The sequence below is a fragment of the Streptomyces sp. NPDC098781 genome (assembly GCF_044759995.1).
Classification (GTDB): Bacteria; Actinomycetota; Actinomycetes; order Streptomycetales; family Streptomycetaceae; genus Streptomyces.
The window spans coordinates 372,187-396,026 of sequence record NZ_JBIWAK010000007.1; the positions used below are offsets into that span (position 1 = coordinate 372,187).

The following is a 23,840-nucleotide window of genomic DNA, read 5'->3' on the forward strand; positions in this document are numbered from 1 at the left end:
CACCGACAGCTCCCCGGCGCTCCGCGCGGGGAGCTGTCGGCCTATGGTGGGCCCGATCACGTTCGGCTCCCCCACTGGACTACATACCGACTGGTCGGCATCATGAGTCAGGTCACTTCACCTGCCTTAGGAGCGCTGTATGAGCCCCGACCATCCGCCCGGACTCGATCTCGAACGGCTGCACGGCCTGCTCGAGCGGGAGCGGCCCGGTCTGGCGCACGGTCCGCTGACCGGCCGGCTGATCGAGGGCGGACGGTCGAACCTGACGTACGCGGTCTCCGACGGCACCTCGAAGTGGGTTGTACGGCGGCCTCCGCTCGGCCACGTCCTCGCCACCGCGCACGACATGAAGCGCGAGCACCGGGTCATCAGCGCGCTGCACCCGACGGACGTGCCGGTGCCGCGGCCGGTCCTGCTGTGCGAGGACGAGGAGGTGCTCGGGGCGCCGTTCTACGTCATGGAGTTCGTCGAGGGCACCCCGTACCGCACCGCCGATCAGCTGGCCCCGCTCGGCCCGGAGCGCACCCGGGGCGCGGTGCTGTCGCTGGTGGACACGCTGGTCGAGCTGCACGCCGTGCGGCCGGCGTCGGTGGGCCTGGAGGACTTCGGCCGCCCCGAGGGCTTCCTGGACCGGCAACTGCGCCGCTGGGGCAAGCAGTTGGACGGCTCCCGCAACCGCGAGCTGGCCGGCATCGACGAGTTGCACGCGACGCTCGGACGACGGCTGCCGGCCTCTCCCGCGCCGACGGTGATCCACGGCGACTACCGGCTGGACAACGTGCTCATCGGCGAGGACGACCGGATCAACGCGATCCTCGACTGGGAGATGTCGACGCTCGGCGACCCGCTGACCGACCTGGGCCTGCTGGTCATGTACAGCATGCCGCTGGGCACACCCGACTCCCCGGTCTCCACGACCGCCGAGGCCGCCGGGCATCCGGATCCGGCCGAGCTGATCGAGCGGTACGCCGCGCGCTCGGGGCGCGACGTCTCCGCGGTCTCCTGGTACACGGCGTTCGCCTGGTTCAAGCTCGCCGTGATCCTGGAGGGCATCCACTACCGCTACACGCTGGGCCAGACGGTCGGCCGCGGCTTCGACCGCATCGGCGACCTCGTCCCGGTCTTCATCGAGCACGGCCTGACGACTCTTCAAGACGGCATCCAGGAAGGCTGACGGGACATGGACTTCGCTTTCGACGCACGCACCGAGGAACTGCGCGCCAAGCTGCTCGCCTTCATGGACGAGTACGTCTATCCGGCCGAGGCGGTGGCGGAGGAGCAGCGGGCCGCGCTGGCGTCCCCCTGGGACACCCCGGCCGTGGTCGAGGAGCTCAAGGCCGAGGCGCGCAGGCAGGGCCTGTGGAACCTCTTCCTGCCCGACGCCGAGTACGGCGCGGGGCTCACCAACCTCCAGTACGCCCCGCTCGCCGAGATCACCGGCCGTTCCCCGCATCTGGCACCGACCGCGCTGAACTGTGCGGCGCCGGACACCGGGAACATGGAGGTGCTGGCGCAGTTCGCCGACGAGCAGCAGAAGAAGCAGTGGCTGGAGCCGCTGCTGGCCGGTGAGATCCGCTCGGCGTTCGCGATGACCGAGCCGGAGGTGGCCTCCTCGGACGCCACCAACATCACCACGTACATGGAGCGGGACGGCGACGAGTACGTCATCACCGGCCGCAAGTGGTACATCTCCGGGGCGATGAACCCGGACTGCAAGATCTTCATCGTGATGGGCAAGACGGACCCGGACGGTGAGGACATCCGCCGTCAGCAGTCCATGATCCTGGTGCCCCGCGACACCCCGGGCGTCACGGTGAAGCGTGCCATGCAGGTCTTCGGTTACGAGGACCACTCGCACGGCGGCCACGCCGAGGTGGTCTTCGACCACGCGCGCGTGCCGGTGGCCAACCTCATCGGCGAGGAGGGCGGCGGGTTCGCCATCGCCCAGGCGCGGCTCGGTCCCGGCCGGATCCACCACTGCATGCGGCTGATCGGCATGGCCGAGCGGGCGATCGAGCTGATGTGCCGGCGGGCCGTGTCCCGTAATGCCTTCGGCAAGGCGCTGGCCCAGCAGGGTGTGGTGCACAACTGGATCGCGGACGCGCGTGTGACGGTCGAGCAGTTGCGGCTGCTGGTGCTCAAGACCGCGTGGCTGATGGACACCGTCGGGAACCGGGGTGCCCACACCGAGATCCAGGCCATCAAGATCGCGACGCCGCGGGCGGTGGTCGACATCATCGACCGGGCGATCCAGTTGCACGGTGCGGGGGGTGTGAGCCAGGACTTCCCGCTGGCGGAGCTGTACGCCGGGGCGCGGACGCTGATGATCGCGGACGGGCCGGACGAGGTGCACCAGCGGTCGCTGGCTCGGCGGGAGTTGAAGAAGTACCTGTAGCTCGGCGGGCTGCCGCCCCCAGGCCCCCGCTGTCGGCCCTGAAGGGGCCTCGTCCTCAAACGCCGGACGGGCTGAAAAACCAGCCCCTCCGGCGTTTGAGGAGCGGGGGTCCAGGGGGCAGAGCCCCCGGCCTCAAGGCCGCAGTGCCCTCAGCAGCAAGTCCGCCAGGTGGTCCGCGACCTCCTGGGGGCTCATCGGGCCGTCGGGGCGGTACCACGTCGACAGGTGGTGGACGGAGCCGAAGTGGTAGTCCACCACCAGGTCCGCCGGGGTCGCCGTGGAGAAGACCCCCGCCGCCTGCCCCTCCTCGACCAGCGCACGGAAGCGCTCGTGGTAGCGCCGCCGCTCGGCGCGCACCTGCTTGTTCTTCTCCGGGCTCAGATGGTGCATCGAGCGGAAGAAGATCATCGCGTCGTCGAGGTTCTCGATGGTCGTCACCACGACGTCCGCCGCGGCCCCCCGCAGCCGCTTCTCGATGGGCTCGTCGGCGTCCGCGAACGAGTCGAGCCGCTCCTGCTGAACGCGCAGCACGCGCGCGTACACCTCGTGCAGGAGGTCGTCCTTGGAACCGAAGTAGTGATACAGCGCCCCCTTGGTGACGCCTGCCGCCTCCACGATCTCCTGCACCGAGGTGCGGTCGTAGCCCTGCTCCGCGAAGAGCCGGGTGGCGGCGGCGAGCAACCGCTGCGGGACGGGCGTACCGTCACCGTCCGTCGTCCTGGCCACTGTGCCGCCACCTGCCCTTCCGAGATGTTCCGCTTACCGTCTTGCCGTCTGCTGTCTAGCCGTCGTTCGCGCGGGAACGCAGTTCCCGACGGAGGATCTTCCCACTGGCCGTCTTGGGCAAGTCGGGCAGGACCTCCACCTGCCGCGGATATTTGTAAGCGGCCAGTCTCTCCCGGCAGTACGCGGCGAGTGCGTCGGGGTCCGCCTCGGCACCCGGACGGAGGCTGATGTACGCCTTCACGGTCTCCCCGCGGTACCCGTCCGGCACCCCGACGACGGCCGCCTCGCGCACCGCCGGGTGGGTGTAGAGCACGTCCTCGACCTCGCGCGGCCACACCTTGAAGCCGGACGCGTTGATCATGTCCTTCTTGCGGTCGACGACGTACAGCCAGCCCTCGGCGTCCATGAAGCCGATGTCGCCGGTGCGCAGTTCCCCGTCGGGGAAGGTCTCGGCGGTGGCGTCGGGCCGCTGCCAGTAGCCGGGGACGACTTGGGGGCCCCGTACGACGATCTCGCCCTGTTCGCCGAACGGCACCTCCTGGCCCAGGTCGTCGACGATCCGTACGACGGTCTCGGGCCCCGGAACACCGACGGCGAGCGTGCCGGAGACCGGGTCGACAGGGGCCTCCCGGTCCGGCGGGACGGCGGCGCAGGGGGCCGTGCACTCGGTCAGTCCGTAGCCGTTGCGGATGTACGGCCCGAAGCCGGCCCGGAACTTCTCCACCAGCGCGGGCGGCAGCGGGGCGCCGCCGGACGAGATGTTGACGAAGGACGCGAAGTGCTCCCGGCTGACGTCGGGGTGGGCGGCCAGCGCCATGAAGGCGGTCGACGGGCCGACCGTGTAGTGCGGCCCGTGCTCGGCGAACGCCTCCAGCACGACACCCGCCTCGAAGCGGTACGCCAGCACGAGGGTGCCCGCGCTGTTCAGGCACGCCCCGAACTGGGCGACCATCCCGGTGATGTGGAACAGCGGCGCCATCGCGAAGTAGACGGGCGCCTCGGGCAGACCGAGTCCCGTCCGCTGCCGCTCGGCGTTGTACATGATGTTGCCGTGGGTGTTGGTGGCGCCCTTGGGGGTGCCGCTGGTACCCGAGGTGTAGCTGATCAGCGCGATGTCGGACGGGCCGGGGTCGCGGCCGTCGGGCGCCTTGTGCCCGGCGCGGGCGACGGCGGCCAGGTCGTCGGTGTCGTCGGCCTGCGGGAGCCGCTCGAAGCCCAGCACGCGCGCGTCGTCGCGCGTCTGGAAGTCCCGCTCGCATCCGGTGAGCACGATCCGCACCGGCGAGTCGGCGGCCGTCTCGCGCAGGTACGACTCCCAGGCACGGTCCGAGCAGATCAGCGCGGCCACGTCGCCGTCCCGCAGGACGTGGGTGACCTCCCCCGACTTGTACATCGGGTTGACGGGCACGACGACCGCCCCCGCCTTCCAGGCGCCGAGCACGGCGAGCACGAAGTGCGGGGAGTTCTGGAGCAGGACCGCGACGCGCTCGCCGCGCTCCAGGCCGCGCGCGGTGAGGTGCCCGGCGACGGAGTCGCTGAGTTCGTCGACCTCGCGGTAGGTCAGACGGCCGTCGAAGTAGGCGAGGAAGTCGCGCTCCGGGGTCCCGGCGGCGGCCCGGCGCAGGGCGTGCACCAGGGAGTCGGCGGGGGTTATCGGGGCGCGTTGGGCGTCGTTCAGCAGGTTCAGCCAGGGCTTGGCTGCGTACCGGGAGTCGGTCACCGGGCCTCCTCCCACTTCTGCTGGAGGTGGTTCATGCCGGCCAGCCAGCGGTCGGGCTCTCCCGCCCGCGCCTCGTAGAACGCGGCGACCTCGGGGTGCGGCAGGATCAGGAAGCGGTCCTCCTCCATCCCCTTGAACAGCGCGTCCGCCACGTCCTCGGGCGCGATGGCGGTGGGCTTGAGCACGAGGTCGCCCGCGCTGCCGGTGGCGGCGAGCATGTCGGTGCGGACGCCCTGCGGGCAGATGGCGTGCACCTTGACGCCGCGGTGGCGGTACGTCAGCGACAGGTACTCGGCGAAGGCGTACGCCCCGTGCTTGGTGACGGCGTACGGCGCGGCACCGATCATCGTGAGCAGCCCGGCGGCGGAGACCGTGGAGACGAACCGTCCGCTGCCGCGCTCCAGCCAGTCGGGGAGCAGCGCGTGGGCGGCCCGCACGTGGGCCATGACGTTCACGTCCCAGGACAGCGACCAGGACTTCTCGTCACCGAGGTCGTCGAGGTCGGGCCCGCCGAAGGCGACACCGGCGTTGGCGCAGTAGACGTCGACGGCACCGCCGAGCGCGTCCCGGGCGTCGGCGACGATGGCGGAGGCGTCGCCGGGGACCGCGATGCCGCCTACCTCCTCGGCGACGGCGGCGGCCTTCACACCATCCAGGTCATTGACGACGACCCGCGCCCCTTCGGCGGCGAAGCGCCGGGCAAGCGCGGCCCCGATGCCTCCCCCAGCCCCGGTAACGACCACTCCGGCACCCTGAACGGCTTCCACCATCGGTCTCCTTCGACTGCGGCTCTGCTGCAACGGCCAGACTAACCGGTCGGTATGTGCCAGGGAAGGGCCACTGCCGCGCCGCTCAGGGGCGCGGGGCTGTGTCGATGTGCGGCTCCGCCGCGTGGGCGCGACAAGCCACGAACCACCACCACCTTCCCCACACTCTGAGGGAGCAATACCGTGCCCCCCATGCGCCTCTCCAGACGAGCTCTCCTCGCAGCGACAACGGCAGCAGCATCCCTACCATCGGCCGCGGCGGCGTCCGAGCGCCACGGGCGCCTGCGCACCGGCTTCGAGCGCCTGGCCGCCGACGGTTACGCGGTCCTCGACGGCCAGAAGGTCGGCATCGTCACCAATCCCACCGGCGTCACCAGGGACGTCCGCCACATCGTGGATGTGATGCACGCCGACGAGAAGGTGGACCTGCGGGCCGTCTTCGGGCCCGAGCACGGCTTCCGCGGCACCGCCCAGGCAGGCGGCTCCGAGGGCCGCTACGACGACCCGGCGACCGGCCTCCCCGTCTACGACACGTACCTCAAGAGCGGCCGGCCCCTCGCCGACATCTTCACCGCCTCCGGCGTCGACACGGTCGTCTTCGACATCCAGGACGTGGGCGCCCGCTTCTACACGTACATCTGGACCCTGTACGACTGCATGGAGGCCGCCCAGCTAGCCGGCAAGCGCTTCGTCGTACTGGACCGGCCGAACCCGGTGACCGGACGGGCGGCCCAAGGCCCGGTCCTGCACCGGGAGTTCGCCACCTTCGTCGGCCGGCAGCCGATCTCCCAGGCGCACGGCATGACGGTCGCCGAGCTGGCGCGGCTGTTCAACGGGGAGTTCCTCACCGCCCCGGTGCCCCTGGAGACCGTACGGATGACGGGCTGGCGGCGGTCGGAGTTCTACGACGCCTGGGGCCTGCCCTGGGTGCCGCCGAGCCCGAACATGCCGACGCCGGACACCGCCCTGGTCTACTCGGGCACCTGCCTCTTCGAGGGCACCAACCTCTCGGAGGGCCGCGGCACCACCCGCCCCTTCGAACTGCTCGGCGCGGAGGGCATCGACGGCCGCTGGGCCGTGGCGGCCAACGAACTCGGCCTTCCCGGGGTGCACTTCAGGGAGGCGTACTTCGCGCCCACGTTCTCCAAGTTCCAGGGGAAGACCATCGGCGGGGTGCAGGTCCATGTGCACGACCGGGCCGCGTACGACCCCGTCCGCACCGGAGTCGCGCTGCTGGTGACCGCCAAGAAGGCCTGGAGCGGCTTCACTTGGCGCTCGGACAACTGGATCGACAAGCTGACCGGCTCCACCCAGGTCCGCACGATGATCGACGCCGGTGCCAGCACCGACGAGGTGGTGGCGGGCTGGCGACGGGAGCTGGCGGCGTTCCGGCGGGTCCGGGAGGAGTACCTGCTGTACAGATGAGCGGCCCACGGATGGGTGACGACGTATGGCCATTCCCGCCCGGTAGCAGGACGATGCGCCCGTATCGCACCACTTCGGGGGCCGAGGGGGCCTGTCATGGCGGAGCCGGCAGTGAGCGTGACTCCCTATTGGGAGCTGACCTTCGACGCGGACGGAGATCCGGACGCCGGCAGGCGGGACCGGCTGCTGGCCGGCGTGGCGCGGTACGGCGTCCGTGATCTGATCGTCTTCGCGCACGGCTGGAACAACGACCGCTCGGGCGCGACCCGGCTCTACGACGGCTTCTTCACGCCGATCCCGAAGCTGGCGCCGAAGGCGAGGATCGGGTACGTGGGCGTGGTCTGGCCGTCGATGCGGTTCTCGGACGAGCCGATCCCGGACTTCCCGCGGGCGGTGGCGGCCGAGCTGCCGCGCCGGCCGGTGCTCGACAAGGACACGCGGCACGCGCTGCTGGAGACCTTCCCGGGGCGGGCGACCGTGATCGACCAGCTCGCCCGGCTGCTGGACCAGCAGCCGCGCGAGGAGGCCGAGTTGGAGGAGTTCGGGCGGCTGGTGCGGATGCTGGTGGACGTCGTGCCGCCGGGGCCGCAGGCGCTGTTCGCCGCGGACACGCTGTGCGAGGGGGTGCCGCAGGACTCACCGGAACTGTTCTCGGATTCCACCGCGGCCCTGTGCGAGGAGTTCGCGCGGACGCTGACCGGTCTGGAAGCCCCCGACGGGGCGCCGGACGCCGGCGCGGCCTCCTTCTCGTTGCCCAATCCGTGGGAGGGCGCGCACGAGTTGCTGCGGCAGGCGACGTACTACGCGATGAAGCGGCGCGCCGGGACGGTCGGCGAGCGCGGGCTCGGCCGGGTCGTCGGACAGCTGGCCGCACGGGAGCCCGAGGTGCGGGTGCATCTCGTCGGGCACAGCTTCGGTGCCCGGCTGGTGTCGTTCGCGTTGCGCGGGCTGCCGGAGGGCGTGCGGACCGTGAAGTCCGTGACGCTGCTGCAAGGCGCCTTCTCGCACTACGCGTTCGCGTCCCGGCTCCCGCACGACGCCCGTGCGGGCGGGGTGCTGGAGGGCCAGCACAACCGGATCGACGGACCGCTGGTGTGCTGCTACTCGCGGCACGACTCGGCGCTGTCGACGATGTACCCGCTGGCCTCCCGGATGGCGGGGGACGCGCGGGGGATCACGGCGCCGGACGTCGGGCGGATGCTGGGTGACAAGTGGGGGGCGATGGGGCACGGCGGGGTGCGGGCGGTGCCGGGGACGAAGTCGCTGAAGCTGGCCGACGCGCTGAAGGCGAAACTGCCGGAGTCGGGGTGCGTGAACGTCGACGCGGCGGCCGTGGTCAGCCGGGGCGGGCCGCCCGCGGGGGCGCACAGCGACATCCTGCACCGGGAGCTGGCGCAGGTGGTGCTGGCGGCGGGCCGGATCCGCTGACCCGCCGCCGGCCGCTCACCGTCACCTGTGTGAGGTGAACTCCACGACCTGCTGATAGGTCGGACGGTTCTGCCAGCTGATCCTGCCGTGCTTGATGCCGCCGAGGGTGCGCTGGACGATCGAGTCGGCGCACCACTGGTCGCCCGCCGCGCACTGGTCGTCGCCGGGGTAGACCTGGGCGGCCGTCTTGCCCGCGGCCTCCTTCAGGGTGCCGATCAGGAGGTCCCGGCAGGCGCTCAGGCTGCCGCCGCCGCAGTACTTCCGGTCGAGCGGGCCCTGCACGGACTCACCGAGCACGGCCCGGATGTCCTTGTCCACATAGCTCCACCAGCCGTACTGGAAGGAGCTTCCGGCGTGCGCGCCGGTCGGCCCGTGCGCGGCCGACGGGGACTCGTCGATGGGCAGGTTGGCGGTCATCGCGCCGTACAGCTCGCTGCCGAGCCCCGGCTCGAACGCGGCCTTCACCAGCAGCGGCCACCACGCGTCCAGGACGCGGATCGCGTCGGCGTTCGCGTACGTCTTCGAACCGGCCGATGTCTCGGTGCGCTTGCCGCCCGCCGTCAGCCACGTCTGAAGCCTGGTCACGGCCGCCGCTGCCGTGGGGTCGGTCACGGCCGAGCTGTTGACGACCTTCAGCAGGTCGGGCAGCACGTCCTCGGCCCGCAGATCGGCGAGGCCCGCCTCGGCCATCGCCTTCACCAGCGCGGCCCGGGTCACACCACCCGCCGCCACCAGCTTCCGCACCCGGTTCTCCAGCAGGTTGCCGCGGTGGACCGAGCCGTCACCCCAGGGCGCGGTCGTGTAGTCCTTGGCCTGCTTGTTGTTCCAGGAGATGTAGTAGTCCTGGTCGATGGAGTTGGGGTGCTCGGACGGCGGGGTGTACTGCGCGGTGTTCGTCGCCGGGTCCCAGCCCCGCCACTCGTACGCCTGCTGCGCCCACACCGGGAACTCCGCGTCGACGCCGGCCGCCCGGACCGGGTTGTCGCCGCTGTTGTAGTAGGCGGTGTGCTCGGAGTCGGCGTAGAACCAGTTGAAGGTGTAGTTGATGTGCTGCACCGCCTTCTGGAAGTCCTCGGGGCCCTTGACGAAGTCCGGGTCGTTCAGCATCTGGAAGCCGATGATCGAGTCGGCCTCGTGCAGGTAGGACGAGCGCAGGGTGGTGTAGGCGACCTTCTTGCCGCCGACGGTCGCGCGATGGGTGACGGGACCGTACTTCGTGCGCCAGACCCGCATCGTGTACGAACCGGCGGGCGTGCCGTCGGCGGTCGTGGGCTTCCAGGCGTTCTTCTGCTCGATCTTCTCCATCGCGGTGCAGGTGCCGCGGTAGAGGTAGTGCTGGTCGTCCTGGCACAGCTCGACGGCGTAGGTGTCGATGATGTCCTGGCCTGAGGTGGTGGCGCTCCACGCGTAGTCCTGGCCGCGGCCGAGCTCGACGTACATGCTCAGACCGGCGAAGGAGGCGCCGCGGGCGCTGATGCCGGGACCCTGGATCTCCTGGAGCAGGAGCAGCTGGGGGGCGAAGTAGCCGGTCTGCGGCCCGAAGACGGCGACCGGGTGGCCGCTCGCGGTGTGCTCGCCGCTCACCACCAGGGCGTTGGACATGCCCCGCTTGGCCGAGGTCATGGCGGTCGCGGCGGCCGTGGCCGAGGCGCCGCTCGCGGCGGAGCCGGCGGCGCTGCCCGTACGGTCGTGCACGAGCTGTTCCTCGGTGACCGAGCCGGCGTCGGGGAGGGCCTCGCCCTGCGGGTCGGCGGGCTTGGTCGCGTACGGGAAGCTCTTGTCGTGGACGGTGACGACGGCCTCGGGGTCGTTGCGTTCACGGAACGACTCCCAGAGCTTCGTGCCCTCGGCCACCCCGAACTTCTCCTGCGCGGCCAGCAGCGAGATCGCGTTGCCGACCTCGCCGCCGCCCCCGGAGCCGAACAGCGCGCCGATCACGGAGCCCAGCGCGACCAGGTCGGTCTGCTTGAAGTGCTCGATCTTGCCGGCGTTGGTGACGGAGTCCTTGTGGCCGGTCAGGACGTATTCGCCGGGGAAGTAGCGGCCTCTGTCGGAGGCGTCGATGTAGGCGTTGATGCCGTCCAGATAGGCGTTGGCGTCGGCGAGGGCCTGTCGGCCGCGTTCGCCGTTGGAGGCGACCGCGTTGTCGATCTGGGCCTGGAGATCGGCCTCGGTGTACGGCGCGTTGCGCCAGAACTGCTGCTCAAGGCCCTGGTTGGAGGGCGCGCCGCCGGCGAACGAGGTCAGCTGCCCGCGTCCCACGTGCCGGAAGACGTCCATCAGCCACAGCCGGTCCTGGGCGGCGGCATAGCCGGCGCCGAACTCGGTGCCGTATCTGGTGGTACCGGTGATGTGCGGCACACCCGTCTTCTTGTCACGGACGATCGTCACGTCGCCGCGCCCGGCGGGAGCGACGGTGGAGGCGACTTGATCGGACGGTACGCCGAACGAGGCGTCGTTGAAGAAGGTGTTGATCGTCGCGTTGGTGAGGCCCGTGTGGCCCGTGGCGAGGGCTGCGTAGGGGCCCAGCTGGTCGGAGGCGTGCTCCGGCATGGTGCCGAAGGCCTGGTTGAGCAGGATCTGCGCCAGGGTGGCGTTGCCGTTCTGGCCCGGCGGCAGGATGTCGGAGCACTGGCCACCGCAGTGGTCGTTCGCGGCGGTGACCTCTGCCACATCCGTGCCGGCCACGGCGGGCGCGGCGGCCGCTGTGGAAAGTGGCGACAAAAGACCGGCGATCAGGGCGCATACGGATGCCGTCTTCAGGAACCCGGGGAATCTGCCGGGAGTTCTCAGTCTGTCCGGGGCGTTGCGCGAGTGACGCCTTGGCATGGCAGCTCCTACCGACGAGGGTGGGCCGATTGTGTTACCGGCGGTATCCCCGGGATTGAAGATGAACATGCGTCACTTTGTTGGGTCGCCAGGACTCGTTGTGGAGGTCATCAGAAATCGGATGGAGCCGAATCGCTTGTCGATACGTCTATTCGGCGAAGTCCGAACGACGACGCCGAAGTGACCGAAGTACAGGTGCAGGTGTGACGGAGGTGCAGGGCGATGGCCGGTTTCCGGAGTCTGGCGAGACAGGTGCGTGATCCGCGGTGCGATCTCGCGCTGCGGCGCTACTCACTGCGGAAGTGCCTTGAGCGATTCGCTCCTTACGGGCACAGGGCGACCTGGGACCACTTGTGTTCCCGGGCGGGATTCGGTCCCGAGGACCGCTCCCCCGACCCGGCGCGGCTCGTGGCCGCGTTGGAGGAACTGGAGGAGGCGCGTTCGGTCTGGCTCGCCTATGAGGTCGAGTTCGCCGAGCGACGCAAGAAGGAGAAGCAGGACGGACTGCGCAGGCCGGGGACCGTGGACGACTGGCACCGGCTGACCTGGGGCGGGTTCGGCGTCGCCTGGTGCGACGACCCCCGGGTCCACCCGCATGAACCCCTGGCCGAGGTGCTGCGCCGGCTGATCTCCGCGCTGGAACGCGAACCGGGCGCGGAGTGCCCGGTGTGTCGCGAGGAACGACTGATCTGGAAATACGACCTGGCCCATGAACCGTCGTCGGGCCCGGTCTGCACCGAGTGCGGGATCGTGGTGCCGCGCCCGGTGCTCACGCCCGAGGCGCTGGCGACGTCGCGGCGCGGACGGCGGCTGCTCATGTCCGCCTAGTACGACGGGGGTGCGCCGGGGATGCCGCACCCCCTATGACCGTCCGGTGCCGACGCGTTGGCCCGCGGGGCCGTTGTCAGTGGTGACTGGCACCATCGGGACATGATCCAGGTGTGTCTCAACGGGGCCCGGGGGGCGGACGACGGAGCGGTGGTGCCGCTGTCTCCGGCGGCGCTGGCCGATGCCGCGGCCGAGGCCGTCGCGGCCGGTGCCACGGACATCCATGTACACCCCAAGACCCCTTGCGGACAGGACAGCCTCTCCCCGCGCGTGCTCGCGCCGACGCTGGAGGAGATCCGCGCGCGGGTGCGGGTGCCGGTCGGGGTGACCACGGGCGCGTGGGCGGAACCGGACCCCGGCGCCCGGCTGGAGCGTGTGCTGAGCTGGACGGTCCTGCCGGACCACGCCTCGGTCAACTGGCACGAGCCGGGCGCGGAGGAAGTGGCGGCGGCGCTGCTGGAACGGGGCGTCGCTGTGGAGGCGGGCATCTGGTCCGGCACGGACGGTGCGGCACGCTTCGCCGCCTCACCCCTGGGGCCGAGGGTGCTGCGGGTCCTGGCCGAGGTGACGGACACGTCGGCGGACACGGCCGAACAGAGCGCGCACGCCCTCCTGGCCGACCTGGGCCCGGCGTTCGGCCGCCCCGTGCTGCTGCACGGGGAGGACGGGAGCGCGTGGCCGGTGCTCCGGCTGGCGGGACGGCTGGGGCTGGCGACGCGGATCGGGCTGGAGGACACGCTGGTCCTGCCGGACGGGGAGCGGGCCGCGTCCAACGGCCATCTGGTGGCCGAGGGACTGCGCCAGTACCGGCAGGCGCGGCGGACGGCCCTAGGAGAGCGCGAGTAGCTCGACGCGGGTCGCGAGGTCGTACTCACCCGCCTCGTGGAGACGTGCGAGGCCGGGGCCGGCGAGCCAGGTGCGCAGGTCCGCGAGACCGGCGTCCACGGTGTCGTCGTACCACCACGTGAAGGGTGAGGAGTCGGACAGCAGGTCGTCGAGCCAGACGTCGGCGCAGCGGGCGAGGTGGGCGTCGGCGACCCGGCCCGGACCCCACGTGTCCAGGAAGGGGGTCACGGTCCTGGCGATCGTCACGCAGGTGTCGAAGATGTCGCTGATGTCGTAGGGCGGCTCGGGCGACACGACGACCGCCCGCCACCAGGCGTGCAGGAACGCCTCGATCGCCGTGACCTGCTCGGCCGGCCACAGCTGCCAGTCCACCCGCGACAGCCCGTGAGCCCCGTGAGCGATCCCGCCCAGTCCTCCGTCGGTCATCGCCCGTGCCACCTGAGGCAGCAGGCGCCGCATCACGGCCGGGTGGTCGTCGAAGTGGTCGGGCACCTCGAAGAGGAAGTACGACACCACGTCCACCGGTATGGGCCGGTCCGGCGTCCGCAGATGCGCGAGCTCCTCGGGCAGGTGGCAGTAGCCGCAGCCGGTCTCCTCGGGGCTCGCGAATCCGCCGAAGACGGTGTCGATCTCGGCGAGGGCGGCGTCAAGGGCTGCTGAGGACATGGTGGGTGATCCCGTCAGGACTCCGTGCGCGGCGGCGGTGCCGGCGGCCGAAGATCGCGACGATACCAGCCGCTAATCCGGTCGCTCCAACCCTTTCCCGTCCGGACAGTTGGGGGCGATGAGACGAAGTCCGAGGTCCTGAAGGAGCCCCTGATGTCGACGCTGCGCGTCACCGCCGAAGTGCTGACCGTCCATGAACACCCCGACGCGGACGCGTTGGAGCTGGCCCAGGTGGGTCTGTACCGGGCCGTCGTCGCCAAGGGCGCGTACCGCACCGGTGAGGCCGCCGTGTACATCCCCGAGCAGTCCGTGCTGCCGGCCGAGCTGATCGAGGAGCTGGGGCTGACCGGGCGGCTGGCGGGGAGCAACGCGGACCGGGTCAAGGCGGTGCGGCTGCGCGGCGAGCTGTCGCAGGGGATCGTCTGCCGGCCGAAGGTGCTGGCGGACGTCGACCTCGGGGCGGCCGCCACGGAGGGTACGGACTTCGCCGAGCGGCTGGGGATCACCAAGTGGGTGCCGCCGATCCCGCCGACGATGTCCGGTGACGTGGAGTCCGCGCCGGATCTGCTGCCCTGGGTCGACATCGAGAACATCCAGCGGTATCCGGACATCTTCACACCCGGTGAACCGGTGGTGCTGACCGAGAAGCTGCACGGGTCGGCGTGCCTGGTGACCTATGTCGCCGACCAGGAGCGGGTGTACGTGTCCTCCAAGGGCTTCGGCGCGAAGTCGCTGGCGCTGCGCGAGGAGTCACGGAACCTGTACTGGCGGGCGGTGCGCGGGCACGGCGTCGCCGAGGCGGCGGCGCGACTGGCCGAGCGGCTCGGGGCCCGGCGGGTCGGGATCTTCGGCGAGGTGTTCGGCGCGGGAGTGCAGGACCTGACGTACGGCGCCGACGGGCGGCGGGAGACGCTGGGGTTCGCCGCGTTCGACGTGTCCACGGAGATCGACGGCCGGGTGGAGTGGCTGGACGCGGCTCGGCTGCTGGAGGGGGAACTGCCCTTGGTGCCGCGGCTGTTCGAGGGGCCCTTCGACATCGAGCGGGTGCTGGAGGTCGCGAGCGGGCGGGAGACGGTGTCCGGGCGGGAGCTGCATCTGCGGGAGGGCGTGGTGATCCGGCCCGCCGTGGAGCGGTACAGCGCGGTGACCGGCGGCCGGGCGATCGCGAAGGCGGTGAGTCCGGCTTATCTGACGCGGAAGGGCGGGACCGAGTACGAGTAGCTCGCGCCGCGGCGCCCCGGGGCCCCGAACTGCCCCGGGCGCCCCGGGCTCCTAGGAGCCGGCCTCCCCGTTCCGCTGCCGCTCCACCATCAGACGGGATCCGGTGAGCCGCTCGCCGAACACATCGTCCGGGTTGGACAGGACGCAGGTGTCCAGGGAGAGGCACCCGCAGCCGATGCAGTCGGTCAAGTGGTCGCGCAGGCGGTTCAGTTGCTTGATGCGCTCGTCCAGTTCGGAGCGCCAGGCCTCGGACAGGCGTGCCCAGTCCTCGTGGGTGGGGGTGCGTTCCTCGGGGAGTTCGGCGAGGGCCTCGCGGATCGTGGCCAGCGGGATACCGACGCGCTGCGCGGCCCGGACGAAGGCCACCCGGCGCAGGGTGTCACGGGTGTAGCGGCGCTGGTTGCCGGAGGTGCGGCGGCTGCTGATCAGGCCCTTGGACTCGTAGAAGTGCAGGGCGGAGACGGCGGCCCCGCTTCGGGCGGAGAGCTGGCCGACGCTGAGCTCGTGGATCTTCTCGGGGATCTGGGGCACCCGACAAACCTACCTACCCGGTCACGGCCCCGGTCCGTTGACAGGGGCTTCCCGGCCTAGCATGCTAAGCAGTTGCTTAGAGATCTGCGCAGGCAGTACTCACTGACATACGTGACGCGGGAGGCCGGGACATGGCAGAGCCGAGGATCTTCACCTCCGCCGACGACCTGAAGTCGGCGGTGGGCGAGCAGCTGGGGTACACCGACTGGCTGGAGGTCGACCAGAAGCGGATCGATCTCTTCGCGGAGGCCACCGGTGATCACCAGTGGATCCATGTCGACCCCGAGAAGGCCGCCGCCGGGCCCTTCGGGACGACCATCGCGCACGGCTATCTCACGCTGTCCCTGCTCCCGCTCTTCGGACCCCAGCTCATCAAGGTCGAGGGCGTGAAGATGGGCGTGAACTACGGGACCAACAAGGTCCGCTTCCCCGCCCCGGTACCGGTCGGATCGAGGGTGCGCGCCACCGCCACCATCACCGGCGTGGAGGACGTCAAGGGCGGCATCCAGGTCGCCGTCGCCTTCACCCTGGAGCGCGAGGGCGGGGACAAGCCGGTGTGCGTGGCCGAGTCCGTCTCGCGGTACTACCTCTAGGGCCTGGCACGGGCCGACCGCCCTACTTCGCCCCCACCATCCGCAGCACGAGGTCGGCGTACAGCGCGCCGACCTCGTCGGGCGACCAGGGGCCATCCACGTTGAACCAGCGGGCCACGTCGATGCAGAGCGACAGCACCGCGAGCGTCGTGCCCTTCACGTCCAGCACCTCGAACGCGCCGGCCGCCACCCCGTCCTCGATGATCCCGCGCACCTCGGCATCGCACTGCCGACGCAGCGCCAGGATCTCGTCACGGGCGTCCGGACCGAGCGAGTCCAGCTCGTACTGCACGACCCGCGCGGTGGTACGCCCCCCGGCGTGCCAGCGCACGAAGGAGCTCACCGCGTCGGCGAGCCGCTCGTTCGGCGTGCCGTCCCGGCGGGCCGCCGTCCGCAGGATCTCCAGTGCCTTCTCATGGCCGATCCGGCTGATCCGGTGGAGCAGCTCTTCCTTGGTCTTGTAGTGGATGTAGAGCGCGGCCGGGCTCATGCCCGCGCGGCCCGCGATGTCACGGGTCGTGGTGGCGTGGTAGCCGCGTTCGGCGAAGGCCTCCACGGCGGCGATCAACAGCCGCCGGGCCGCGTCGGGGGTGACCTCGGCCCAAGCCGACGTCTCGCCGCCGGCCGTCTCCTCCGCCGTACTCATCGCTCACTCGCCCCTCTCGAAGACAGAGGGACCACCATACCGCCGATACTGAGCGAGCGCTTAGCGAGGCGGCCGGGAGGGGTCCGAACGAGCTGGACCGGGGCCCGATCCCGGCCGGTCCGCACTCACCCGGGCTCAGATCTTCTCGAAGGGGTCGTGGTCGGCGAGCAGCTTCTCCAGCCGGGCCTGGTCGACCCGGCTGACGATCTGCCCGGCCTCCTGGCGGTCCCGGATGACCTTGGCGAGCGTGAACGCCGAGGTCACCAGGTAGAGAACCGCGATCGCGAGGAAGCCACGCACCCAGGCGTCGGCGCTCAGCTGGTAGATACCGACGGCGGTGGCGGCCATGGCGACCGCGAAGGACGCGACGGCCTGACCGTAGAAGGCGGCCGTGCTCTGCTGCTTGACCGGTGAGTCACTCATGGGCCAAGGGTCGGCGGACGTGGCCCGCGCCACATCCGCTGAACTACTCAGCCACGTACTCAGAACGCCGAAACTCCCGTCAGCGCTCGGCCGATGAGCAGTTTCTGGATCTGGCTCGTGCCCTCGTAGAGGGTCATCACGCGGGCGTCGCGCAGCAGTTTGCCCGCCGGGTACTCGTCGATGTAGCCGTAGCCGCCGAAGACCTGGAGGGCGTTGTTGGCGGCGCGTACGGCGGCTTCCGAGGCGAAGAGCTTGGCCTTGGAGGACTCCACCGCGAAGGGCTGCCCCCGGTCGATCAGATCGGCGACCCGCCAGGTCAGCAGGCGTGCCGCGTCCACGTCCACGGCGATGTCACTGATCAGCTCCTGGACCAGCTGGTGGTGGGCGATCGGCCTGCCGAACTGCTCGCGCTCGCCGGCGTACCGCACGGCCGCGTCCAGGGCGGCCTGCGCTATCCCCACACATCCCGCGGCGACCGACATCCGCCCCTTGGCCAGGGCCGACATCGCGACCGAGAAGCCCTTGCCCTCCTCCCCCAGCATGGCCGACGCCGGCACCCGTACGCCGTCGAGGACCAGCTCGGCGGTGGCCTGGCCGCGCAGGCCGAGCTTGCCGTGGATGGTGCGGCGGGTCAGTCCGGGCGTGTCCGTGGGAACGAGGAACGCGGAGACGCCCTTGTGGCCCGGCGCGTCGGTGGAGCGGGCGAAGAGCAGGACGACATCGGCCCAGGTGCCGTTCGTGATGAACATCTTGGAGCCGTCGATGACGTAGTCGTCGCCGTCGCGCACCGCGCGCGTGGTGAGGTTCCCGGCGTCCGAGCCCGTGCCCGGCTCGGTGAGGCCGAAGCAGCCGACCAGCTCGCCCGAGGTGAGCCCCGGCAGCCAGCGGCGGCGCTGCTCCTCGCTCCCCCAGGCGGCCACCGTCTTGGCGACCAGGCCGAGGGAGACCGACACGATGCCGCGCACCGAGGAGTCGCCCCGGCCAAGCTCCTCCGTGACCAGGCAGTACGCCAGATGGTCGCCGCCCGAGCCGCCGTACTCCTCGTCGATCGTCAGGCCCAGGAAGCCGACCTCGCCGAGTTTCTTGACGATCGAGCGGTCCACCTCCTCGGCCCGGTCCCACGCGACGACGTTCGGGGCGATCTCGCGCTCCACGAAGTCCCGGGCGAGCCGGCGGACGGCGGTCTGCTCCTCGCTGAGCTCCAGGTTCATGCAGAGTCACCCCACAGACGGTGGACGCGGACGGCCGTACGACACGGTCTGCCGTCCCTTGAAAGCCGTACATTTAAATTAGCACTGCTAGTTTCCAGTCGGCAGCCCTACTATGTGCGCCATGGCCCGACCGCGCAAGCCCCTGCTCAGCTACGACCGGATCGTCGAGACGGCCCGCGAACTCGTGGACGCGGAGGGCCTGTCGGCCGTCTCCACCCGCCGGCTCGCCGCCGAGCTGGGCGTGAGCGGGCCGTCCCTCTACAACCACTTCCGCACCAAGGACGAGATCCTGGAGGCGGTCGCCGACTCGGTGAGCGCCCAGGTCGATCTGTCGATGTTCGAGGACGGCCGGGACTGGCGGACCGCGCTGCACGAATGGGCCGTCTCCTACCGGGCGGCCCTGCGCGACCACCCGAACATCGTGCCGGTGCTCGCGCGCGGCCCCGGCCGCCGTCCCGCCGCGCTGCGGCTCGCTGACGCCGTCTACGGGGCGATGGTCGCGGCGGGCTGGCCGCCGGCGCAGGCCACGTCCATCGGCGCGCTGATGCGGTACTTCATCATGGGCTCGGCGCTGGGCTCGTTCGCGGGGGGTTTCGTGGGCGACGCGAGCGCGTACGACCCCGCCGACTACCCGCACCTCGGCCAGGCCCACCTCCTCGCCGATCAGCAGGAGAAGATCGACGAGCGGGCCTTCGAGACGGGGCTGACGGCGCTGCTGGACGGGCTGGCGCGGCAGTACGAGCAGGCCGGACGGGCGTAGCCGTACTTCGGCCGGCACCGAAGTGTCCGTGCCGCATCCTGGACGCATGACCACCAGGGATCCGCAGGCACCCCAGCTGGCCGGGCTCGCCGCGCTCATCGCGGACGAGACCCGGGCGACCTGTCTGCTGGCGCTGCTCGACGGCCGGGCGTGGACCGCCGGCGAGCTGGCGCGGCAGGCCGGGGTGGCCGCGTCGACGCTGAGTGAGCATCTGGGCAAGCTCGTCGCGGGCGGCCTGCTGACCGAGGAGCGGCAGGGACGGCACCGGTACGTCCGGCTGGCCGACGCGCGGGTGGCCCAACTGGTGGAGGACCTGGTCGCGCAGGTGGCGCCGGGGATCTCCCGACGGCCCCGGACGCTACGGGAGTCCAGCGCCGGATCGGCGATGGCCAGGGGCCGCACGTGCTACGACCATCTCGCCGGGCGGCTCGGTATCACGGTCACCGACGCGCTGACCTCGCGCGGGCTGCTGCGGCAGGACACCGGGTTCGCGCTGACGGACGCCGGGCTGGGGTGGTTCGAGACGGCCGGTATCCGGCTGGACCGTTCGAGCCGCCGTCCCCTGGCCCGGGCCTGTCTCGACTGGACCGAACGCCGGCCCCACCTCGCCGGTGTCGCGGGCGCGGCCCTGTGCCGGCATGCGCTGGACACGGGGTGGTGTGTGCGGATCGGGTCGGAGCGGGCCGTGAAGGTGACTCCGTCGGGCGAGCGGTCGCTGGCCGAGCTGTTGCGCATCGAGGCGGGGGCACTCCGGTGAACTCCGACGGCCTCACTGAACTCCCGTGACGCCCTCGCCCGGCCGGTGGACCTCCGCGGGTCCGTCGTGGCTGGTCGCGCGGTTCGCCGCGCCCCTGGGGGCGCCGCCATCACCCGGTCCGAAATTCGCCAGCCTTCTTCCCCTTCTCTACCTAGCCTCTGGAGCATGATGAACTTCTCCCCCGCCCGCCGCCCCGAGTTGCTCGCCGCCGGTGCGGCCACCGTCACCGTGGTGCTGTGGGCCTCGGCCTTCGTCTCCATCCGCAGCGCGGGGGACGAGTACTCGCCGGGCGCGCTGGCGCTCGGCCGGCTGCTCGTCGGCGCCCTGGTGCTGGGGGTCATCTGTCTCGTCCGGCGCGAGGGGCTGCCCCCGAGGGCGACCTGGCCCGGCATCGCGATATCGGGGCTGCTGTGGTTCGGGTTCTACAGCGTCGTGCTGAACTGGGGCGAGCAGCAGGTGGACGCCGGCACGGCGGCCCTGGTCGTGAACATCGGGCCGATCCTCATCGCACTGCTGGGCGCGCGGCTGCTCGGCGACCCGATGCCGCCGCGGCTGCTGGCCGGGATGGCGGTGTCGTTCGCCGGCGCGGTGACCGTGGGGCTGTCGATGTCGAGCGGGGGTGGTTCCTCGGTGCTCGGGGTGGTGCTGTGCCTGCTCGCCGCGGTCGGGTACGCGGGCGGCGTCGTGGCGCAGAAGCCGGCGCTCGGGCATGCCAGCGCGCTCCAGGTGACGACGTACGGCTGTCTGGTCGGCGCGGTCCTGTGCCTGCCGTTCGCCGGTCAACTGGTCGGCGAGGTGGCCCACGCCTCCCTCTCCGCCACGCTCAACATGGTCTACCTGGGCGTCTTCTCCCTCGCGCTCGCCTTCACCACCTGGGCGTACGCCCTGGCCCGCACCACCGCCAGCCGCATGGGCGCGACCACGTACGCGGTCCCCGCACTGGTCGTGCTGATGTCCTGGCTGGCCCTGGGCGAGGTACCGGGCCTGCTCACGCTCGCGGGCGGAGCACTCTGCCTGGCAGGCGTAGCCGTCTCCCGCTCCCGGACCCGGTCCACCCGGGTCGTGGCGACCGCGCCGCGACCCGAGCGGACCCACGAGTCGGCGTGAAGGCGCCTGTCTGCCCTCGCGCCCGCCTTCACCACCTGGCCCGCACCACGGCCAGCCCGGGCGAGGTGCGGGCCCCCTGACGCCGACAGGCGGAGCACTCTGCCCGGCAGGCGTCGCCGTGTCCCGCTCCCGGACCCGGTCCACCCGGGTCGTGGCGACCGCGCCCGCGACCCGAGCAGGCCCGGGAGTCAGCGTGAAGGCGCCTGATCTCCCTCGCGCCCGCCTTCACCACCTGGCCCGCACCACGGCCAGCCCGGGCGAGGTGCGGGCCCCCTGACGCCGGCAGGCGGAGCACTCTGCCCGGCAGGCGCAGCCGTCTCCCGCTCCCGGACCCGGTCCACCCGGGTCGTGGCGACCGCGCCGCGACCCGAGCGGACCCACGAGTCGGCGTGAAGGCGCCTGATCTCCCTCGCGCCGAGTCAGCGTGAACGCGCCTTGTCCGCCAGGACCTTGATGGACAGCAGCGCGATCACCGCGAGGCCGATGATGTAGGCCGACACCGCCATCGAGGTACCGGTGGCCTCCAGGAGCAGGACCATGAGGAACGGGGCGAGTCCGCCGCCGAGGACGGCCGCGATCTGGTAGCCGAGGGAGGCGCCGGTGTAGCGCATCTCGGGGGTGAACAGCTCGGCGAACAGGGCCGCCTGGGGGCCGTACATGATGCTGAGGAAGCAGCTGGCGACGAAGGTGCCGACCGCCAGCCACAGCAGTGAGCCGGTGTCGATCAGCAGGAACAGCGGTACGGCCCACAGGGCGATGCCGGCGGCGCCGAACGCGTAGACGCGGATGCGGCCGACCTTGTCCGAGAGCGCGGCGGCGGCCGGGATCAGCACCAGCTGGGTGAGGCTGACGCAGAGCGAGACGGTGAGCACCGCGCCCTTCTTCATGTCCAGCTCGCGGGTCGTGTAGTCGAGGACGCCGGTGATCAGGATGTAGAAGGTCGCGGTGTTGACGGCGAAGGAGCCGCCGGCCAGCAGGACCGTGCCGAGGTGGTCCTTGAGGATCGTGCGCAGCGGGCTGGACTGCTCGGCCTTCTCCTTCTCGGACAGCGCCTGTTCGGCCTGGCGGAACTCGGGGGTCTCCTCGACGCGGGTGTGGATGTACCAGGCCAGCGCGAGGACGAACAGGCCGATCAGGAACGGCACCCGCCAGCCCCACGCCGCGAACTGCGCGTCGGTGGTGAAGGCCCCGGCCAGCAGGAAGACCGTGTTGGCGGTCACCACGCCGATGGGGACGCCGAGTTGGACGACGCTGCCGTAGACGCCGCGCTTGCCCTCGGGGGCGTACTCCGTGGCCAGCAGCATCGCGCCGCCCCACTGGGCGCCGACCGCCACGCCCTGGGCTATGCGCAGGAACACGAGCAGGATCGGGGCGGCGACGCCGATCGTGTCGTACGTCGGGAGCAGGCCGATGCCGGTGGTGGCGACGCCCATGAGCGTGAGCGCGAGCACCAGCATGGGCTTGCGGCCCCGTTTGTCGCCGAGCTGGCCCGCGACGATGCCGCCGATGGGACGGGCCAGGAAGCCGACGGCGAAGGTGGCGAAGGCGGCGAGCACTCCGGCGGTGGAGCTGCCGGCCGGGAAGTACAGATCGCCCAGGACGAGGGCGGCGGCGATGCCGAAGACGAAGTAGTCGTACCACTCGACGGCCGAGGCGAGCGCCGCGGCGGTGGCTACGCGGCGCCGGTTGACCGTGGGGAGGGCGGTCGTGGCGACGGGGTGGGCGGAGGGGGCCATGTCCATGCGTGCACACTCCGATGGGTGCGGTGGGGACGTTGGCGGCGAACGTACTGACCGGACGGTATGGGGTCAACGGTTGTGCGGGAAGGTTGCCCGGGGCACCCGAGGGCCCCGGGCGGAACATCAGTTCCTCAGAACACCACCAGGGCCCGGCCGCCCTTGCCCGCGAGCATGTTCTCGAACGCCGCCGGAATCCCCTCCAGCCCGATCCGTTCCGTCACCAGCGCGCCCAGGTCCAGGCGCCCCGCACGCACGTGCCCGGCCAGCTCCGGCAGGTCCCGTGCCGGGTCGGAGTTGCCGTAGACGCAGCCGGAGAGGGAGCGGCCCCAGTGGAAGATCTCCAGGGCGTTGAAGGTGACCTGCTGGTCCTTGCCGCCGATGCCGACGACCGTGGTGCGGCCGCCGCGGCGGGTGGCGTCCCAGGCCGCGCGGATCGTGGTCGCGCGGCCCACGCACTCGATCGACACGTCCACGCCCTGCTTGCCGGTCAGGCCCCGGATCTCGCGGGCGGTGTTCTCGGAGGCGACGACGTAGTCGGTGGCCCCCGCCGCGCGCGCCAGCTCCTCCTTCTCCGGGGAGACGTCGACGGCGACGATCTTCGCCGCGCCGGCGATACGGGCCGACTGGAGGGCCGCGAGGCCGACGCCTCCGACACCGAACACCGCGACCGTCTCCCCCGCCCGGACCCGCGCCGAGTGGTGCACGGCTCCGTAGCCGGTGAGGACCGCGCAGCCCAGCAGGGCGGCGTCGGTGAGGGGGATGCCGTCCGGGAGCGGCAGCAGGCAGTTCGCCGGGACGACGGTCTCCTCGGCGAACGCGGCGACGTTCAGACCGGGGTGCAGGTCGGTGCCGTCGGCGGTGCGGGCGTAGACGTCGGCGGCGCCGTTGAGCGCGTTGGCGCACAGCCAGACCTCGCCGAGCCCGCAGGCGTGACAACTACCGCACGACGGGGCCCAGTTGAGGACGACGCCGTCGCCCGGCGCGACCTGCGTGACCCCCTCCCCCACGGCGACCACTGTGCCCGCGCCCTCGTGGCCCAGGACCGCGGGGACCGGCACCCGCATGGTTCCGTTGGACAGGGACAGGTCGGAGTGGCAGACCCCGGCGGCGGCGAGGCGGACGCGGACCCGGCCGGGGCCCGGGTCGGGCAGGTCGATGTCGGTGACCTCCAGGGGGGCACCGATGGCGGGCAGGACGGCGGCGCGAACCATGTGCGGGCTCC

At 71.5% G+C, this 23,840-nt stretch carries 22 protein-coding genes; 11 read left to right on the plus strand and 11 right to left on the minus strand.

What is annotated here, in order from left to right; all coding sequences use genetic code 11:
• Positions 1-139: 139 nt before the first annotated feature.
• Positions 140-1,174: a phosphotransferase family protein gene (locus tag ACIQWG_RS28705; protein ID WP_404100954.1), complete on the plus strand. Its 1,035-nt coding sequence runs from the start codon at positions 140-142 to the stop codon at positions 1,172-1,174.
• Positions 1,175-1,180: 6 nt separating this feature from the next.
• Positions 1,181-2,395 (plus strand): acyl-CoA dehydrogenase family protein, encoded by a 1,215-nt coding sequence (locus ACIQWG_RS28710; protein ID WP_404100956.1) that lies wholly within the window; start codon positions 1,181-1,183, stop codon positions 2,393-2,395.
• Positions 2,396-2,527: 132 nt separating this feature from the next.
• Here the strand turns inward: ACIQWG_RS28710 and ACIQWG_RS28715 are convergent, their stop codons facing one another.
• Genes ACIQWG_RS28715 through ACIQWG_RS28725 form a run of 3 tightly spaced genes read right to left on the minus strand, consistent with a single transcriptional unit; the run spans position 2,528 to position 5,611 of the window.
• Positions 2,528-3,121 carry a TetR/AcrR family transcriptional regulator gene (locus ACIQWG_RS28715; RefSeq protein ID WP_404100958.1) on the minus strand — a complete coding sequence of 198 codons (594 nt, stop codon included), beginning with the start codon at positions 3,119-3,121 and terminating at the stop codon, positions 2,528-2,530.
• A 55-nt stretch (positions 3,122-3,176) separates the two neighbouring features.
• Entirely contained in the window at positions 3,177-4,841 is a 1,665-nt protein-coding gene (locus ACIQWG_RS28720) for a class I adenylate-forming enzyme family protein (RefSeq protein ID WP_404100959.1), read from the minus strand.
• Positions 4,838-5,611, minus strand: coding sequence for an SDR family oxidoreductase (locus ACIQWG_RS28725; RefSeq protein ID WP_404100961.1), 774 nt, complete (start codon positions 5,609-5,611; stop codon positions 4,838-4,840). Before ACIQWG_RS28725 ends, ACIQWG_RS28720 begins: the two co-directional genes overlap by 4 nt.
• A gap of 189 nt (positions 5,612-5,800) precedes the next feature.
• Between ACIQWG_RS28725 and ACIQWG_RS28730 the strand changes: the two genes are divergently transcribed.
• Together ACIQWG_RS28730 and ACIQWG_RS28735 are read left to right on the plus strand one after the other, a co-directional pair.
• A complete protein-coding gene (locus tag ACIQWG_RS28730; RefSeq protein ID WP_404100963.1) occupies positions 5,801-7,033 on the plus strand; it encodes an exo-beta-N-acetylmuramidase NamZ domain-containing protein in 1,233 nt (410 codons plus the stop codon).
• Positions 7,034-7,129: 96 nt separating this feature from the next.
• On the plus strand, positions 7,130-8,461 hold the full coding sequence (locus ACIQWG_RS28735; protein WP_404100965.1) for a serine-threonine protein kinase: 1,332 nt from the start codon (positions 7,130-7,132) through the stop codon (positions 8,459-8,461).
• A 21-nt stretch (positions 8,462-8,482) separates the two neighbouring features.
• Here the strand turns inward: ACIQWG_RS28735 and ACIQWG_RS28740 are convergent, their stop codons facing one another.
• Entirely contained in the window at positions 8,483-11,290 is a 2,808-nt protein-coding gene (locus tag ACIQWG_RS28740; RefSeq protein WP_404100967.1) for a penicillin acylase family protein, read from the minus strand.
• A 222-nt stretch (positions 11,291-11,512) separates the two neighbouring features.
• Between ACIQWG_RS28740 and ACIQWG_RS28745 the strand changes: the two genes are divergently transcribed.
• Together ACIQWG_RS28745 and ACIQWG_RS28750 are read left to right on the plus strand one after the other, a co-directional pair.
• Positions 11,513-12,118, plus strand: coding sequence for a hypothetical protein (locus tag ACIQWG_RS28745; protein ID WP_404100969.1), 606 nt, complete (start codon positions 11,513-11,515; stop codon positions 12,116-12,118).
• A 102-nt stretch (positions 12,119-12,220) separates the two neighbouring features.
• Entirely contained in the window at positions 12,221-12,964 is a 744-nt protein-coding gene (locus ACIQWG_RS28750; RefSeq protein ID WP_404100971.1) for a 3-keto-5-aminohexanoate cleavage protein, read from the plus strand.
• Here ACIQWG_RS28750 and ACIQWG_RS28755 read toward each other — a convergent pair.
• A complete protein-coding gene (locus tag ACIQWG_RS28755) occupies positions 12,947-13,630 on the minus strand; it encodes a hypothetical protein (RefSeq protein WP_404100973.1) in 684 nt (227 codons plus the stop codon). The two genes, ACIQWG_RS28750 and ACIQWG_RS28755, sit on opposite strands and share 18 nt — an antisense overlap.
• A 153-nt stretch (positions 13,631-13,783) precedes the next feature.
• On the opposite strand from ACIQWG_RS28755, the gene ACIQWG_RS28760 reads away from it, so the two are divergent.
• Positions 13,784-14,851 (plus strand): RNA ligase (ATP), encoded by a 1,068-nt coding sequence (locus ACIQWG_RS28760; RefSeq protein WP_404100975.1) that lies wholly within the window; start codon positions 13,784-13,786, stop codon positions 14,849-14,851.
• A 51-nt stretch (positions 14,852-14,902) separates the two neighbouring features.
• Here ACIQWG_RS28760 and soxR read toward each other — a convergent pair whose 3' ends face one another.
• Complete coding sequence (gene soxR, locus ACIQWG_RS28765; RefSeq protein WP_404100977.1) at positions 14,903-15,382, minus strand: redox-sensitive transcriptional activator SoxR; 480 nt, start codon at positions 15,380-15,382, stop codon at positions 14,903-14,905.
• A gap of 131 nt (positions 15,383-15,513) precedes the next feature.
• On the opposite strand from soxR, the gene ACIQWG_RS28770 reads away from it, so the two are divergent.
• The gene (locus ACIQWG_RS28770) at positions 15,514-15,975 is read left to right on the plus strand and encodes a MaoC family dehydratase (RefSeq protein WP_404100979.1); all 462 of its coding nucleotides are present in this window, start codon (positions 15,514-15,516) and stop codon (positions 15,973-15,975) included.
• A 22-nt stretch (positions 15,976-15,997) separates the two neighbouring features.
• Here ACIQWG_RS28770 and ACIQWG_RS28775 read toward each other — a convergent pair whose 3' ends face one another.
• The 3 genes from ACIQWG_RS28775 to ACIQWG_RS28785 form a co-directional block, all read right to left on the minus strand.
• Positions 15,998-16,621, minus strand: coding sequence for a TetR/AcrR family transcriptional regulator (locus ACIQWG_RS28775; RefSeq protein WP_404100981.1), 624 nt, complete (start codon positions 16,619-16,621; stop codon positions 15,998-16,000).
• 135 nt (positions 16,622-16,756) lie between these two features.
• Complete coding sequence (locus tag ACIQWG_RS28780; protein WP_404100983.1) at positions 16,757-17,044, minus strand: YiaA/YiaB family inner membrane protein; 288 nt, start codon at positions 17,042-17,044, stop codon at positions 16,757-16,759.
• A 59-nt stretch (positions 17,045-17,103) separates the two neighbouring features.
• Positions 17,104-18,255 carry an acyl-CoA dehydrogenase family protein gene (locus tag ACIQWG_RS28785; protein ID WP_404100985.1) on the minus strand — a complete coding sequence of 384 codons (1,152 nt, stop codon included), beginning with the start codon at positions 18,253-18,255 and terminating at the stop codon, positions 17,104-17,106.
• A gap of 121 nt (positions 18,256-18,376) precedes the next feature.
• Between ACIQWG_RS28785 and ACIQWG_RS28790 the strand changes: the two genes are divergently transcribed.
• The 3 genes from ACIQWG_RS28790 (at position 18,377) to ACIQWG_RS28800 (ending at position 20,879) form a co-directional block, all read left to right on the plus strand.
• Entirely contained in the window at positions 18,377-19,015 is a 639-nt protein-coding gene (locus ACIQWG_RS28790; RefSeq protein ID WP_404100987.1) for a TetR/AcrR family transcriptional regulator, read from the plus strand.
• 46 nt (positions 19,016-19,061) lie between these two features.
• Positions 19,062-19,772, plus strand: a complete 711-nt coding sequence (locus ACIQWG_RS28795; protein WP_404100989.1) for an ArsR/SmtB family transcription factor — start codon at positions 19,062-19,064, stop codon at positions 19,770-19,772.
• Between the two features lie 168 nt (positions 19,773-19,940).
• Positions 19,941-20,879: a DMT family transporter gene (locus ACIQWG_RS28800; RefSeq protein ID WP_404101149.1), complete on the plus strand. Its 939-nt coding sequence runs from the start codon at positions 19,941-19,943 to the stop codon at positions 20,877-20,879.
• 419 nt (positions 20,880-21,298) lie between these two features.
• Here the strand turns inward: ACIQWG_RS28800 and ACIQWG_RS28805 are convergent, their stop codons facing one another.
• Positions 21,299-22,621 (minus strand): MFS transporter, encoded by a 1,323-nt coding sequence (locus ACIQWG_RS28805; RefSeq protein ID WP_404100991.1) that lies wholly within the window; start codon positions 22,619-22,621, stop codon positions 21,299-21,301.
• A gap of 128 nt (positions 22,622-22,749) precedes the next feature.
• Positions 22,750-23,829: a Zn-dependent alcohol dehydrogenase gene (locus ACIQWG_RS28810; RefSeq protein WP_404100993.1), complete on the minus strand. Its 1,080-nt coding sequence runs from the start codon at positions 23,827-23,829 to the stop codon at positions 22,750-22,752.
• Positions 23,830-23,840 lie beyond the last annotated feature (11 nt).